Genomic DNA, 15,217 nt, shown 5'->3' with positions numbered 1-15,217 from the left:
GAAGTACTTTCGCTCTATGTCCCAGCCCGCCAAGACCCCGCCCCGCGCCTCCTCGGCCCCCGACGCCCCGGAGAGCTCGGCCGGCACCCGGGCTGCCGCCCAGCGGCTCAAGATGCGCCGCGAGCTCGCCACCGCGGCCATGGAGCTGTTCGCCACCAAGGGGTACGAGGCGACGACGGTCGACGAGATCGCCGCGACGGCCGGAGTCGCGCGGCGGACCTTCTTCCGGCACTTCCGGTCGAAGGAAGAGGCGATCTTCCCGGACCACGACGACACCCTGATCCGCGCCGAGGCGGTCCTCGACGTCGCCCCGGCGCACGAGCACCCGCTCGACACGGTGTGCCGCGGGATCAAGGAAGTCATGAAGATGTACGCCGCCTCGCCCGCGGTGTCGGTGGAGCGCTACCGGCTCACCCGCGAGGTGCCGGCGCTGCGGGAGCGGGAGATCGCCTCCGTGGCCCGGTACGAGCGGCTCTTCACGCGCTACCTGCTGGCGCACTTCGACGAGACCGACCACCACGACGGCAACGACGATCCGCTGCTGGCCGAGGTGGCGGCCTCTGCGGTGGTCACGGCCCACAACCACGTGCTGCGGCGCTGGCTGCGGGCCGGCGGGCAGGGTGACGTCGAGGCGCAGCTGGACCACGCCTTCTCGATCGTCCGCAAGACCTTCGGCACGGGGATCGGCGCGGGCCGGTCCCTGAGCCCCGCGCCGTCCGCTCCGGCGGCCGTCCGCACCGAGGGCGAGGTGCTGGTGGCCGTGGCCCGCACCGACGCGCCCCTGGACGAGGTCATGCGGACCATCGAAGAGGCACTGCGCCCGAGGTAGCGCCACAGGAAGCGATGCTCGTCACAGCGGCCGCCCCCGGTTCGGGGGCGGCCGCTCACGTATGTCCGGCTTGCCCTACTCGCCTGTCCAGCTTGCCCCTACTCGGCGGTAACTCTGATCGATCATCGCTCATCTGCGCAGGTCAATAGGCAAATGAGAGAAAGTTTTGGCACGCGGTGCCTTGCCGGGTGACACGGGGTGCCATACGTTGAATCTCGTCCGGATGTCCCCGCGACCCACGCCCACACGGCACGGAACGCGCCCCGGACGCCTGCGTCACCAGGCACCCGCACGCCCCACCACGGGCGGCGCCCAGCACCACAGCACAGCCGGACCGACGGCACACCGCACCCGCACCCCGTTCACCTCAGCGCACCCTCATCAGCGCTAGCCGGAGGCTCACCGTGAAGGACATCCTGGACGCGATTCAGTCGCAGTCCGCCACCGCAGCAGACTTCGCCGCCCTGCCGCTGCCCGACTCCTACCGTGCGATCACCGTGCACAAGGACGAGGCGGAGATGTTCGCGGGGCTCACCACGCGCGAGAAGGACCCGCGCAAGTCCCTGCACCTGGACCACGTCCCGCTCCCCGAGCTGGGCCCGGGCGAGGCCCTGGTGGCCGTCATGGCCTCCTCGGTCAACTACAACTCGGTGTGGACCTCGATCTTCGAGCCCGTCTCCACCTTCAGCTTCCTGGAGCGCTACGGGCGCCTGTCGGAGCTCACCAAGCGCCACGACCTCCCGTACCACGTCATCGGCTCCGACCTCGCGGGCGTCGTCCTGCGCACCGGCCCCGGCGTCAACGCCTGGAACCCGGGCGACGAGGTCGTCGCGCACTGCCTCTCCGTCGAGCTGGAGTCCTCCGACGGCCACAACGACACGATGCTCGACCCCGAGCAGCGCATCTGGGGCTTCGAGACCAACTTCGGCGGCCTGGCGGAGATCGCCCTGGTCAAGTCGAACCAGCTGATGCCGAAGCCCGACCACCTCAGCTGGGAGGAGGCCGCCTCCCCCGGCCTGGTCAACTCCACCGCCTACCGCCAGCTGGTCTCCCGCAACGGCGCCGGCATGAAGCAGGGCGACAACGTCCTGATCTGGGGCGCCAGCGGCGGCCTCGGCAGCTACGCCACCCAGTTCGCCCTGGCCGGCGGCGCCAACCCGATCTGCGTCGTCTCCTCCCCCGAGAAGGCCGACATCTGCCGGTCCATGGGCGCCACCGCGGTCATCGACCGCAACGCCGAGGGCTACAAGTTCTGGAAGGACGAGAACACCCAGGACCCGCGCGAGTGGAAGCGCTTCGGCTCGAAGATCCGCGAGCTGACCGGCGGCGAGGACATCGACATCGTCTTCGAGCACCCGGGCCGCGAGACCTTCGGTGCCTCGGTCTACGTCACCCGCAAGGGCGGCACCATCACCACCTGCGCCTCGACCTCCGGCTACATGCACCAGTACGACAACCGGTACCTGTGGATGTCGCTCAAGAAGATCGTCGGCTCGCACTTCGCCAACTACCGCGAGGCGTGGGAGGCCAACCGCCTGATCGCCAAGGGCAAGATCCACCCCACGCTGTCGAAGGTCTACTCCCTGGAGGAGACCGGCCAGGCCGCCTACGACGTCCACCGCAACCTCCACCAGGGCAAGGTCGGCGTCCTCGCGCTGGCGCCCGAGGAGGGCCTGGGCGTCCGCGACCACGAGATGCGCGCCGAGCACCTCGACGCCATCAACCGCTTCCGCAACGTCTGAGACCGTTCAAAGGCCTAAGGGACAGCCTGAGATGACAGAGCGCCAGAAGGACCGTCCGTGGCTCATGCGGACGTACGCCGGCCACTCCACGGCCGAGGCGTCCAACGAGCTGTACCGCCGCAACCTCGCCAAGGGCCAGACCGGCCTGTCGGTCGCGTTCGACCTGCCGACGCAGACCGGCTACGACCCCGACCACATCCTCGCGCGCGGCGAAGTGGGCCGGGTCGGGGTCCCGGTCTCCCATCTGGGCGACATGCGGCGGCTGTTCCAGGACATACCCCTGGAACAGATGAACACCTCGATGACGATCAACGCCACCGCCATGTGGCTGCTGGCGCTCTACCAGGTGGCCGCCGAGGAGCAGGGCGCGGACATCGCCCAGCTCCAGGGCACCACCCAGAACGACATCGTCAAGGAATACCTCTCGCGCGGGACGCACGTCTTCCCGCCGGGGCCGTCCCTGCGGCTGACGACGGACATGATCGCGTACACGGTCAACCACATCCCGAAGTGGAACCCGATCAACATCTGCAGCTACCACCTGCAGGAGGCCGGGGCCACACCGGTCCAGGAGATCTCGTACGCGATGTCCACGGCGATCGCCGTCCTGGACTCGGTGCGCGACTCGGGGCAGGTCCCCGAGGAACGCTTCGGCGAGGTGGTCGCCCGTATCTCCTTCTTCGTGAACGCGGGCGTCCGCTTCATCGAGGAGATGTGCAAGATGCGCGCCTTCGGCCGCATCTGGGACAAGGTCACCAAGGAGCGCTACGGCATCGAGAACGCGAAGCAGCGCCGCTTCCGTTACGGCGTCCAGGTCAACTCCCTGGGACTGACCGAGGCGCAGCCGGAGAACAACGTCCAGCGCATCGTGCTGGAGATGCTCGCGGTCACCCTCTCCAAGGACGCCCGCGCCCGCGCGGTGCAGCTGCCCGCCTGGAACGAGGCGCTGGGCCTGCCCCGGCCCTGGGACCAGCAGTGGTCGCTGCGCATCCAGCAGGTCCTCGCCCACGAGAGCGACCTTCTGGAGTACGACGACATCTTCGCCGGATCCCACGTCATCGAGGCCAAAGTCGACTCCCTGGTCGCCGACTGCCTGGCCGAGATCGACCGGATCCAGGAGATGGGCGGCGCGATGGCCGCCGTCGAGTCCGGGTACCTCAAGTCCCAGCTGGTCTCCTCGCACGCCGAGCGGCGCGCGCGGATCGAGGCCGGCGAGGACAAGATCGTCGGCGTGAACTGCTTCGAGCAGACCGAGCCCAACCCGCTCACGGCCGACCTCGACGGCGCGATCATGACGGTGGACGCGGCCGTCGAGGCCGTCACCGTCGAGCGGATCGGCCGCTGGCGCGCCGAGCGCCAGGAGTCCTCGGACCGCCAGGGGAACGGCGACCCGTTCGTCTTCCCCACCACCCAGCAGGCGCTGGAGCGCCTCAAGGAGGCCGCGGCGGGCACCGAGAACCTCATGGAGGCCACGCTGGAGTGCGCCCGGGCCGGTGTCACCACCGGCGAGTGGGCGGGCGCGCTGCGCGAGGTGTTCGGCGAGTTCCGCGCACCGACCGGGGTCTCCTCGGCCCCCGTCGCCGTGACCGCCGAGCCGGGCACGCCGATGCACGAGGTCCGCGAGAAGGTGGCCCGCACGGCCGACGAGCTCGGCTCCGGCCGGCTGCGCCTGCTGGTCGGCAAGCCCGGCCTGGACGGACACTCCAACGGGGCCGAGCAGATCGCCGTCCGGGCCCGCGACGCCGGCTTCGAGGTGGTCTACCAGGGCATCAGGCTGACGCCCGAGGAGATCTCCTCCGCCGCGCTGGCCGAGGACGTGCACTGCGTGGGACTGTCCATCCTGTCCGGATCGCACAGCGCCCTCGTCCCGGACGTCCTGGAACGGCTGCGCACGGCGGGGGCGGGTGACATCCCCGTCATCGTCGGAGGCATCATTCCGAACGCCGACGCCGTCGCGCTCAAGGCCGCGGGTGTCGCCGCCGTCTTCACGCCGAAGGACTTCGGCATCACGGAGATCATCGGCCGTATCGTCGACGAGATCCGCAAGGCCAACAAGCTCGACCCACTCGACAACGCCGCACCCATTGCAAGCACGGAGGTCCCCGCATGACCACGCCAGTCCACCCGGTGAACCGCCTTCGCCCGCGCCGCTCCTGCCTCGCGGTGCCCGGCTCGAACCCGCGGTTCCTGGAGAAGGCCCAGGGCCTGCCGGCCGACCAGGTCTTCCTGGACCTGGAGGACGCCTGCGCGCCGCTCGCCAAGGAAGGCGCCCGCCACACGATCGTGGACGCGCTGAACAACGGCGACTGGACCGGCAAGACCCGCGTCGTGCGCGTCAACGACTGGACCACCCACTGGACCTACCGCGACGTCATCACGGTCGTCGAGGGCGCGGGCCAGAACCTCGACTGCATCATGCTGCCGAAGGTCCAGGACGCCCAGCAGGTCGTCGCCCTGGACCTGCTGCTCACGCAGATCGAGAAGACGATGGGCTTCGAGGTCGGCAAGATCGGCATCGAGGCGCAGATCGAGAACGCCAAGGGCCTGGTGAACGTCGACGAGATCGCCGCCGCCTCCCCCCGGCTGGAGACCATCATCTTCGGCCCGGCCGACTTCATGGCCTCGATCAACATGAAGTCCCTGGTCGTGGGCATGCAGCCGCCCGGCTACCCGGCGGACGCCTACCACTACATCCTCATGCGGATCCTGATGGCCGCCCGTACGCACAACCTCCAGGCCATCGACGGCCCCTTCCTCCAGATCCGCGACGTGGACGCCTACCGCGAGGTGGCCGGCCGGGCGGCGGCGCTGGGCTTCGACGGCAAGTGGGTGCTGCACCCCGGCCAGGTCGACGCGGCCAACGAGGTCTTCTCCCCGTCCCAGGAGGACTACGACCACGCCGAGCTGATCCTCGACGCGTACGACTGGTGCACCTCGGAGGCCGGCGGCAAGAAGGGCTCCGCGATGCTCGGCGACGAGATGATCGACGAGGCCAGCCGCAAGATGGCCCTGGTCATCGCGGGCAAGGGCCGGGCCGCCGGCATGCAGCGCACCACCAAGTTCGAGATTCCCACCAGCTGACAAGGACAGACCACCATGCAGTTCGGACGCACGTACGAAGAGTTCGAGGTCGGGGCGGTCTACAAGCACTGGCCCGGGAAGACGGTCACCGAGTACGACGACCACCTCTTCTGTCTCCTGACCATGAACCACCACCCGCTCCACATGGACGCGAACTACGCCGAGAACACCACCGATTTCGGCAAGAACGTGGTCGTGGGCAACTACATCTACTCGCTGCTGCTCGGCATGTCCGTGCCGGACGTCTCCGGGAAGGCCATCGCCAACCTGGAGATCGAGTCCCTGCGGCACGTGGCGCCGACCTTCCACGGCGACACGATCTACGGCGAGACCACGGTCCTCGACAAGACCCCGTCGAAGTCCAAGAACGACCGCGGCATCGTCTACGTCGAGACCAAGGGCTACAAGCAGGACGGCACCCTCGTCTGCGTCTTCCGGCGCAAGGTGATGGTCCCCACCGAGACGTACATCAAGGAGCGCGGCGGCGAGCAGCCCGGCCGCCCCCAGCTGAAGACCCAGGAGAAGTAGCCATGGCCCGACTCGCCCAGACCGCCGGGCTGACCGACGTCCAGCGGGAGATCCTCAAGACCGTCCGCGAGTTCGTCGACAAGGAGATCATCCCGGTCGCCACCGAGCTGGAGCACCGCGACGAGTACCCGCAGCAGATCGTCGACGGTCTCAAGGAGCTCGGCCTCTTCGGGCTGATGATCCCGGAGGAGTACGGCGGCCTGGGTGAGTCGCTCCTCACCTACGCCCTGTGTGTGGAGGAGATCGCGCGGGGCTGGATGTCCGTCTCGGGCATCATCAACACGCACTTCATCGTGGCGTACATGCTCAAGCAGCACGGCACGCAGGAGCAGAAGGACCACTTCCTCCCGCGCATGGCCCTGGGCGAGGTGCGCGGCGCGTTCTCGATGTCCGAGCCGGCGCTGGGCTCCGACGTCTCGGCCATCAGCTCCAAGGCGGTGAAGGACGGCGACGAGTACGTCCTCAACGGCCAGAAAATGTGGCTGACGAACGGCGGCAGCTCCACCCTGGTGGCCGTTCTCGTGCGAAGTGACGAAGGACACCCCGAGGGCACCGCGCCCCACAAGTCGATGACGACCTTCCTCGTGGAGAAGGAGCCCGGCTTCGGTGAGGTCCGCCCCGGCCTCACCATCCCGGGCAAGATCGACAAGATGGGCTACAAGGGCGTCGACACGACCGAGCTCATCATGGACGGACTGCGCATTCCGGCCAATCGCGTCCTCGGCGGCCAGACCGGCCGAGGGTTTTACCAAATGATGGACGGCGTCGAGGTCGGCCGCGTCAACGTGGCGGCGCGTGGCTGCGGCGTTGCACAGCGTGCTTTCGAACTGGGTGTCTCGTATGCCCAGCAACGTCACACTTTCGGCAAGGCGATCGCCGAACACCAGGCCATCCAGTTCAAGCTGGCCGAGATGGCTACCAAGGTCGAAGCCGCTCATGCGATGATGGTGAACGCAGCACGCAAAAAGGACTCCGGGGAACGAAACGACCTCGAAGCAGGGATGGCGAAGTACCTCGCCTCCGAGTACTGCAAGGAGGTGGTGGAGGACGCCTTCCGCATCCACGGTGGATACGGATTCTCGAAGGAGTACGAGATCGAGCGCCTCTACCGCGAGGCTCCGATGCTGCTGATCGGTGAAGGTACCGCCGAGATCCAGAAAATGATCATCGGGCGACGCCTGCTCGAGGAGTACCGACTCCAGGGCTGAAAGTCCCTTTTGCGGCGGATCCTCCCCGGGTCCGTCGCCACAAGGTCACTACCAGTCACTGGCCGACGGTCATCGACTCGGCTTCTGGCTTGCCCAGTTGTTGCGCGCAACCGATAGCATTCCAGTAAAGCCGCCGTCCCGTCCCCCTGTTTGCGGCGCGGCAATCACCCGCTACGAAGGTCATCCATGCCCCACAGCCAAACCTCTGCACCCCGCGACAGCCGACTCGGCGTACGTCTCGCCCGCGGAGCATCGCCGTGGCTTCTGCCGACCGTCGCCACCGCGGCGCTCAGCCTCACCCGGGCCCGCAAGTCCGGGCGCTGGGCCGCTGTGGCCGTGCCCGCAACCGCGCTCGCCGCGGGCATGCTGTGGTTCTTCCGTGACCCCGAGCGTGAGATCGCTCAGGGCCGTGTCATCTCGCCCGCCGACGGTGTGGTGCAGAGCATCATGCCGTGGAAGGACGGACGCACCCGGGTCGCGATCTTCATGAGCCCGCTCAACGTCCACGTCAACCGCGCGCCCCTCGCGGGCACGGTGACGTCCGTGGAGCACGTCCCCGGCGGATTCGTCCCGGCCTTCAACAAGGAGAGCGAGAACAACGAGCGCGTTGTCTGGCACTTCGACACCGAGCTCGGTGACATCGAGATGGTGCAGATCGCCGGCGCCGTCGCCCGGCGCATCGTCCCGTACCTGTCGGCCGGCACCAAGGTGGAGCAGGGCGAACGCATCGGTCTGATCCGCTTCGGCTCCCGCGTCGACATCTACCTCCCGGAGGGCGTCGAGGTCGCGGTCGAGGTCGGTCAGGCCACCACCGCGGGGGTGACACGAATTGACCGTGACTGACCCTGAGACTCCGGCCACCGGCTGGGTGCCCGAGTCCGCCGAGGAGGAGTCCGCCGAGGACGACATGCCGCTCTCGCTGCGGCTGTCGATAGCGGACACCCTCACCCTGGGCAACGCGACGTGCGGATTCATGGCGGTGTACTTCACCACCACCGGAATCCTCATCCCGCACCTCACCGGGAGCGGCGAGACGGGCATGGCCCGCAACAGCGCCGCCACGGCGGTGATACTGATGCTGCTCGCCGCGGTCTTCGACCTCTTCGACGGCATCGTGGCCCGCAAACTGCGCAGCTCCCCGATGGGCGCCGAGCTGGACAACCTGTCGGACCTGATCAGCTTCGGCCTGGCCCCGGCCTACTTCGTCCTGGTCTACGGCATGGTCGCCGTCGACGCGGACCAGAAGATGTCGGCGCTGGCCGCGATCGTGGTGCTCCTCGCCGTGGTGCTCCGGCTCGCGAGATTCAGCTGCGTGACGATGAAGGACGGCATGTTCCAGGGCATGCCGAGCCCCTTCGGCGCCCTGACGGTCGTCTCGATCGTGCTGCTGGAGCTGCCGTTCATCCCGACGCTGCTGGCGATCATCGGGGTGGCGTGGCTGATGGTGAGCCGCGTCGAGTACCCCAAGCCGCGGGGTGTCCTCGCGGTGGCGATGCTCTGCTGGATCATCAGCGCGATGGGGCTGCTGGCGGCCTGGGCGTTCGACGCCCCGGGCGGTCAGCTGCTGCTCCAGACCGGCTGCGCCCTGCAGATCGCGATGGCGGCGACCATTCCGCTGTTCGCGACGACGCGGAGGGCCAACACCTTCCGCCACAACCGCCGCGAAGCCCGGGCGACGTCGCTGCGCTAGCCCGACATGCACGAGAAGGCCCCGGATGCCCATGGCATCCGGGGCCTTCTGCTTGTCCGGGGGCGGGGCCGGGCCGGGGCCGGGGCCGTGTCGGGGGCCGGGGCCGGGATCGGCGGCGGGGCGGGGAAGGCCCGGGGTAGGCATGATTTATGGCCCCTCGGCGGGATGCACCGGGACTCGGCGACACGGGCCACAAATCACGTTTGACACCCCGGACCCTCGCCGCCCCACCGCCGCCCCCGTCCCCTCCGCACGTTCCGACCAGCCGGGGGCACCCGGGGTGGGCGGGGGCCGCCTACCCGCGCCCTCCCCACGTCCCCACCCCAGCCGGGGACACCCACGGTGGCCGGGAGCCCGCCTACCCCGCCCCCACCTCGCGTCCCACCCCAGCCGGGGACACCGAGGCTGGGCGAGGGCTCGTTTGCCCCGCCTCCTCCCCCCGTCGCCACCCCAGCAGGGGGCGCTCGGCGTGGCCGGGGGCCGCCTACCCGGCCCCTCCGCACCGTCCCCGCCCCAGCCGGGGGCACCAGGCTGGGCGGCGCGCCCCCTGCCCCCCTTCGCACGTCCTCCGCACGGCCAGCCGGGGGCAACCGGGGTGGGCGGGGGCCGCCTGGCCCGGCCGCTCCGTGCCTCGTGCGTCCCCGGCGCCCCGGGGCCCCTTCTCACCACCCGGTGGGGCCGTGGCCGGTGGTGGGGCGGGGGGCGTCCGGGGTGTAAAACGTGATTTGTGGCCCGTACCGCTGAGCACCTTCCGGCTCCCCGGGGGGCCATAAATCATGCCTACCCCGGACGGCCCCCGCCCCGCCGCCGGCCACGGCCCCGCCCCAGCCCACCGGCCCCGCCGGCCCCCGCCGAGCCCCCGCCGAGCCCCCGCCGAGCCCCCGGCCAGGGCTACGCTTGATGTCGGAAAACCGCCAGCCCCCGTCGGTCCCGCCCAGAATCATGGAGCCATGCACACCGACACCGAGCGCTGCGTAAGGGCCGTGCAGTCGAAGGACGCCCGCTTCGACGGCTGGTTCTTCACCGCCGTCCTGACCACCCGGATCTACTGCCGGCCCAGCTGCCCCGCCGTACCCCCGAAGGTCGAGAACATGACCTTCCTGCCCAGTGCCGCCGCCTGCCAGCAGGCCGGGTTCCGCGCGTGCAAGCGGTGCCGGCCCGACACCAGCCCCGGTTCCCCCGAGTGGAACGCCCGCGCCGACGCCGTCGCCCGGGCGATGCGCCTGATCCAGGACGGGGTCGTGGACCGCGAAGGCGTCCCCGGTCTCGCCGCCCGCCTCGGGTACTCCACCCGCCAGGTCGAGCGCCAGCTCAACGCCGAGCTCGGAGCCGGCCCCCTGGCCCTGGCCAGGGCCCAACGCGCCCAGACGGCCCGGCTGCTCATCGAGACCTCCGAGCTGCCGATGGCCGACGTGGCCTTCGCCGCCGGCTTCGCCTCCGTCCGCACCTTCAACGACACCGTCCGCGAGGTCTTCGCCCTGTCCCCGAGCGAGCTGCGGGACCGGTCGGTCAAGGCCGGCCGCAACAGGAACGCCCCGCCCCGGATCCCGGGCACGATCAGCCTGCGCCTGCCGTTCCGCACGCCCCTGAACCCCGACAACCTCTTCGGTCACCTCGCCGCGACCGCGGTGCCCGGCGTCGAGGAGTGGCGCGACGGCGCCTACCGCCGCACCCTGCGCCTCCCCCACGGCACCGGCGTGGTCACCCTGACCCCGCAGCCCGACCACATCGGCTGCCGCCTCGCCCTCACCGACCTGCGCGACCTGACGATCGCCATCAGCCGCTGCCGCTGGATGCTCGACCTCGATGCCGATCCCGAGGCCGTCGATGAGCAGCTGCGCTCCGACCCGCTGCTGGCTCCGCTCGTGGACAAGGCCCCCGGGCGCCGGGTCCCCCGTACGGCCGACGCGGCGGAGTTCGCCGTACGGGCCGTGCTGGGCCAGCAGGTGTCCACGGCGGCGGCGCGCACGCACGCCGGCCGGCTGGTCACGGCGCACGGCGAACGCGTGGAGGACCCGCTGGGCGGCCTGACGCACCTCTTCCCCTCGCCGCAGGCGCTGGCCGGGCTCGACCCGGAGTCGCTGGCACTGCCCCGCAGCCGGCGGGCCACGCTCACCGGCCTGGTCTCGGCGCTGGCCGACGGTTCGCTGCCGCTCGGCTTCGACAGCGACTGGGAGGCGGCCCGCGCGCAGCTCTCGGCGCTGCCCGGTTTCGGTCCGTGGACCACCGAGGTGATCGCGATGCGGGCGCTCGGCGACCCGGACGCGTTCCTGCCATCCGATCTCGGCGTGCGGCGCGCGGCGCAGGGGCTCGGTCTGCCGTCCACCCCGTCGGCGCTGACGGCCCGGGCCGCCGGCTGGCGGCCCTGGCGCGCGTACGCCGTCCAGTACCTGTGGGCCACGGACTCCCACCCCGTCAACCACCTGCCCGTCTGAGGAGCATCCGTGAACGTCAAGCAGCACACCGTCGTCGCCAGCCCTTACGGTCCGCTCACCCTGGTCGCCGCCGACGGCGTCCTCAGCGGCCTCTACATGACCGGGCAGCGCCACCGGCCGGCCGAGGAGTCCTTCGGTGAGCGGGTGGCCGCCTCGGAGGAGCCGTTCCCCGAAGTGGTGCGGCAGTTGGCCGCGTACTTCACCGGGGAGCTGACCGCGTTCGACCTCCCGCTGCGTCTGGAGGGCACCGATTTCCAGCGCAGCGTCTGGGACCAGCTGGTACGGATCCCGTACGGCGAGACGTGGTCGTACGGGAAGCTGGCGGCGAAGCTGGGAAAGCCGAACGCCTCGCGGGCGGTGGGCCTGGCCAACGGGAAGAACCCGGTCGGGATCATCGTGCCGTGCCATCGGGTGATCGGTGCGTCCGGCAGCATGACCGGCTACGGCGGCGGGGTGGAGCGCAAGGTTCAGCTGCTGGCCTTCGAGTCCGCTTCCCGCTCTTAGGCGTCGACCGGCGGACCAGCTCAGAATGCGGACATACGGGACCACCTGTATGAAAGAGGTACCGCAACACGATCGGAGCCGGGCATGGACGACTATCCGCTTCTGAACCTCTTCTGGACGATGCTGTGGCTGTTCCTGTGGATCATGTGGTTCTTCCTGCTCTTCAAGATCATCACGGACATCTTCCGTGACCACACACTGAGCGGCTGGGGCAAGGCCGGCTGGCTGATCTTCGTGCTGATCCTGCCGTTCCTCGGCGTGTTCGTGTACCTCATCGCCCGGGGGAAGAGCATGACCGAGCGGGATGTGAAGCAGATGCAGGAGAACCAGGCGGCCTTCAAGCAGTACGTCCAGCAGGCGGCCGGCCCCGGTGGCGGTTCGGCGGACGAGCTGCACAAGCTCTCCGTCCTCAAGGACAAGGGCGACATCACCCAGGAGGAGTTCGACCGCGCCAAGGCCAAACTCCTGGCCTGATCGCGGGTCAGACCACGAGGAGCGGGACGAGCAGGGCGAAGGCGGCGCCGGCCTCCACGGCGTAGCCGTAGAGCGACGGGTGCTGCACGGGGGCGGCGAGCAGCACCACGCTCTGCTGGGTGGCGGCCGCCGCCACCCATTCGGCGTCGGCGCCGAGGTTGCCCTCGTACCAGCCCTGGCAGGCGCCGGGGCCGGTGACGGCGAGGAAGTCGTCCTCGCGGCGGTAGAGGGCCCGCCAGTCGGCGGCGGGCGTGGACCACCCCTCGAAGTCGGCGAACCGGGCCCAGCCGCCCTCGCGTATCGCGGTGTCGAAGAGCCACACCGGCGTCCCGTCGGGGGTGACCTCGCCGCCGGCCTGCTCGTCGGTCGTGAAGTGGACCATCGGCAGGGCGTCCGGCCCGTCGGCCGTGCTGGGCCAGGCGTACATCGTGATCATCGCTTGATTCTGTCCTGGTCGAAGTAAGCCGGTGTCTGCCGAGTGTCTACGGGGTGACCGGGCGCCGGCCGTTCTCCAGTTCCACGGTGCCCTCACCCGACTGGAGGACCCGGTAGGCCTCCTGGACGCGCGGTCCGAGCGATCCGGGCAGATAGGCGGCGAGTTCGGCGGGATCGACGAGCCGCCACGAGACCAGTTCCTCTTCCTGGAGCCTGATCGAGGCCAGGGAGACCTCGTCGAGCACGCCCCCGTCGTAGAGGTACGCGACGAGCGGCGGCCGATCGGGGCCGATCGTCCAGTCCACGGCGAGGAGGCGGCCGAGGGGGACGTCGATGCCGATCTCCTCGGCGCTCTCGCGGCGGGCGGCGGTGCGCGGCGACTCGCCCCCGTCCGACTCGATGGTGCCGCCCGGCAGGGCCCAGCCCTCGCGGTAGTTGGGCTCGACGAGCAGGACCCGGCCCTCGGCGTCCCGGTAGAGGGCGGCCGCGCCGGCCAGCACCCGGGGCAGGCTCGCGATGTACGTGGCGTAGTCATCCGTGGTGGTCACCCGGCCACCCTACCGAGGTGCCGCCGGTCAGACGCCCGCCCCGGGGCCGGTGCCGCCGAGGCGGATCGCGTCGAAGCGGCTGAGGGCGAGGACGACGCACATGACGGGGAAGACGTCGGCGGCGATCACGAACAGCCGGGCGAAGTTGTTCAGGATCCACGTCGGCGCGGTGCTCGACGCGGCGTCGAAGGCGTCTCCGGCGAGGGCCGCCCGGGCGGCGACGGCCGGCACGGCGATCACGCCGACGGTGACGACGGTGTGGTCGGGGGCGCCGTCCACGGGACCGCCGGGGCCGCCGCCCGAGTGTCCGGACGCGGCTGTTCCAGTGATGCGGCGCTCATGCGGCCACACTATGCGGGCTCATATCCGTATTTAGGCGCATGGCGCGCCGGGTGTGGCCCAGGCCACTCATGGGCATAGGAGGATCCTCCGGATAAGCTCATGGCGGCGCGACTGCACTGTTCGATAGCAAGGGATAGCAAGGTGACGGACGGAGCAGTAACTGAGGCCGCGCGCGTGCTCATCGCCGCGGATAAATTCAAGGGCTCGCTCACGGCCGTTCAGGTCGCGGAGCGGGTGACGGCCGGCCTGCGCAGGGCCGTACCGGGCGTGGAGATCGAGACCCTCCCCGTCGCGGACGGCGGCGACGGCACGGTCGCGGCCGCCGTGGCGGCCGGTTTCGAACGCCGGGAGGTACGGGTCACCGGACCGCTCGGTGACCAGGTCACGGCCGCCTTCGCGCTGCGCGGGGGCACCGCTGTGGTCGAGATGGCGGAGGCCTCGGGCCTCCAGCTGCTGCCGGCGGGCACCTTCGCCCCGCTGACGGCGACCACGTACGGCTCGGGCGAGGTCCTCAAGGCCGCGCTGGACGCGGGCGCCCGCTCGATCGTCTTCGGCGTCGGCGGCAGCGCCACCACGGACGGCGGTGCCGGGATGCTGGCGGCGCTCGGCGCGGTGTTCCTGGATGCGAACGGCGAACCGGTCGGTCCGGGCGGCGGTGCGCTGGCCGACCTGGCCTCGGCCGACCTGTCGGGCGTGGACCCCCGCTTCGAGGAGGTCGACTTCGTCCTGGCCAGCGACGTGGACAACCCGCTGACCGGCCCGAAGGGCTGCGCGGCCGTCTACGGCCCGCAGAAGGGCGCTTCGCCCGAGGACGTGGCGGCGCTCGACGCGGCGCTGGCGCACTACGCGCAGGTGCTGGAGAAGGCGATCGGGCCGAAGGCCGCCGAGCTCGCCGCGTCCCCGGGCGCGGGCGGTGCGGGCGGCATCGGCTACGGCGCGCTGCTGCTGGGCGCGAGCTTCCGGCCCGGCATCGAGCTGATGCTGGAGGTACTGGGCTTCGCGCCGGCGCTGGAGCGGGCCACGCTCGTCATCACCGGCGAGGGCTCCCTGGACGAGCAGACCCTGCACGGCAAGGCCCCCGCGGGCGTCGCGGCGGCGGCGCGGGCGGCGGGCAAGCCGGTGGTCGCGGTCTGCGGCCGGCTGCTGCTGGACCAGGAGGCGCTGGAGGCGGCCGGTATCCGCAAGGCGTACCCGCTGACGGATCTGGAGCCCGACCCGGCCAAGTCCATCCCGAACGCGGGTCCCCTCCTGGAGCAGGTTGCCGCCGCCATCGCCGCCGACGTCCTCTGATCCACCGGGGCGGAGGCCCCGCGCCTCGCGCGAGGCCCGGCCCCCGCCCGGGGGCCGGGCCTCCGGCGTTCCCGGGTGGACGGTGCGGGGGCACGGGTAGGTCCGGTAGCC

General features: G+C 70.6%; 15 protein-coding genes. 12 read left to right on the top strand and 3 right to left on the bottom strand.

Features of this window, described 5'->3' with window-relative positions:
* Positions 1-16 precede the first annotated feature (16 nt).
* The 11 genes from ACZ3X1_RS16755 to ACZ3X1_RS16705 all read left to right on the top strand — a co-directional run bounded on the left by ACZ3X1_RS16755 (position 17) and on the right by ACZ3X1_RS16705 (position 12,491).
* A complete protein-coding gene (locus ACZ3X1_RS16755; RefSeq protein WP_356811159.1) occupies positions 17-829 on the top strand; it encodes a TetR family transcriptional regulator in 813 nt (270 codons plus the stop codon).
* A gap of 404 nt (positions 830-1,233) precedes the next feature.
* The gene (gene ccrA / locus ACZ3X1_RS16750) at positions 1,234-2,571 is read left to right on the top strand and encodes a crotonyl-CoA carboxylase/reductase (protein WP_030825492.1); all 1,338 of its coding nucleotides are present in this window, start codon (positions 1,234-1,236) and stop codon (positions 2,569-2,571) included.
* A 31-nt stretch (positions 2,572-2,602) separates the two neighbouring features.
* Complete coding sequence (locus ACZ3X1_RS16745; RefSeq protein WP_356811158.1) at positions 2,603-4,681, top strand: protein meaA; 2,079 nt, start codon at positions 2,603-2,605, stop codon at positions 4,679-4,681.
* Positions 4,678-5,652 carry an HpcH/HpaI aldolase/citrate lyase family protein gene (locus ACZ3X1_RS16740; protein WP_356811157.1) on the top strand — a complete coding sequence of 325 codons (975 nt, stop codon included), beginning with the start codon at positions 4,678-4,680 and terminating at the stop codon, positions 5,650-5,652. Before ACZ3X1_RS16745 ends, ACZ3X1_RS16740 begins: the two co-directional genes overlap by 4 nt.
* 15 nt (positions 5,653-5,667) lie before the next feature.
* Entirely contained in the window at positions 5,668-6,180 is a 513-nt protein-coding gene (locus tag ACZ3X1_RS16735) for a MaoC family dehydratase (protein ID WP_030027414.1), read from the top strand.
* A gap of 2 nt (positions 6,181-6,182) precedes the next feature.
* A complete protein-coding gene (locus ACZ3X1_RS16730) occupies positions 6,183-7,388 on the top strand; it encodes an acyl-CoA dehydrogenase family protein (protein ID WP_030027413.1) in 1,206 nt (401 codons plus the stop codon).
* A 186-nt stretch (positions 7,389-7,574) separates the two neighbouring features.
* Positions 7,575-8,231, top strand: coding sequence for a phosphatidylserine decarboxylase (locus ACZ3X1_RS16725; protein ID WP_356811156.1), 657 nt, complete (start codon positions 7,575-7,577; stop codon positions 8,229-8,231).
* Positions 8,218-9,078 carry a CDP-diacylglycerol--serine O-phosphatidyltransferase gene (gene pssA / locus ACZ3X1_RS16720; protein ID WP_376506802.1) on the top strand — a complete coding sequence of 287 codons (861 nt, stop codon included), beginning with the start codon at positions 8,218-8,220 and terminating at the stop codon, positions 9,076-9,078. The genes ACZ3X1_RS16725 and pssA overlap by 14 nt, the downstream gene beginning before the upstream one ends.
* Before the next feature lie 950 nt (positions 9,079-10,028).
* On the top strand, positions 10,029-11,513 hold the full coding sequence (locus ACZ3X1_RS16715; RefSeq protein ID WP_467280092.1) for an AlkA N-terminal domain-containing protein: 1,485 nt from the start codon (positions 10,029-10,031) through the stop codon (positions 11,511-11,513).
* 9 nt (positions 11,514-11,522) lie between these two features.
* A complete protein-coding gene (locus ACZ3X1_RS16710) occupies positions 11,523-12,017 on the top strand; it encodes a methylated-DNA--[protein]-cysteine S-methyltransferase (RefSeq protein ID WP_467280091.1) in 495 nt (164 codons plus the stop codon).
* 84 nt (positions 12,018-12,101) lie between these two features.
* A complete protein-coding gene (locus tag ACZ3X1_RS16705) occupies positions 12,102-12,491 on the top strand; it encodes an SHOCT domain-containing protein (RefSeq protein WP_356811153.1) in 390 nt (129 codons plus the stop codon).
* 7 nt (positions 12,492-12,498) lie between these two features.
* On the opposite strand, the gene ACZ3X1_RS16700 is transcribed toward ACZ3X1_RS16705, so the two are convergent.
* The 3 genes from ACZ3X1_RS16700 to ACZ3X1_RS16690 are packed head-to-tail and all read right to left on the bottom strand — an operon-like array spanning position 12,499 to position 13,753.
* Positions 12,499-12,927, bottom strand: a complete 429-nt coding sequence (locus ACZ3X1_RS16700; RefSeq protein WP_467280090.1) for a hypothetical protein — start codon at positions 12,925-12,927, stop codon at positions 12,499-12,501.
* Between the two features lie 46 nt (positions 12,928-12,973).
* Positions 12,974-13,474, bottom strand: a complete 501-nt coding sequence (locus ACZ3X1_RS16695; RefSeq protein WP_356811151.1) for an NUDIX hydrolase — start codon at positions 13,472-13,474, stop codon at positions 12,974-12,976.
* A 27-nt stretch (positions 13,475-13,501) separates the two neighbouring features.
* Entirely contained in the window at positions 13,502-13,753 is a 252-nt protein-coding gene (locus tag ACZ3X1_RS16690) for a BCCT family transporter (protein WP_467280089.1), read from the bottom strand.
* Between the two features lie 204 nt (positions 13,754-13,957).
* Between ACZ3X1_RS16690 and ACZ3X1_RS16685 the strand changes: the two genes are divergently transcribed.
* Positions 13,958-15,106 carry a glycerate kinase gene (locus ACZ3X1_RS16685; protein WP_467280088.1) on the top strand — a complete coding sequence of 383 codons (1,149 nt, stop codon included), beginning with the start codon at positions 13,958-13,960 and terminating at the stop codon, positions 15,104-15,106.
* Positions 15,107-15,217: the final 111 nt, after the last annotated feature.

The organism is Streptomyces sp. NPDC023541 (assembly GCF_055559995.1).
Note: the sequence above shows the minus strand (reverse complement) of the source record. Positions and strands in the feature narration are given on the sequence as shown.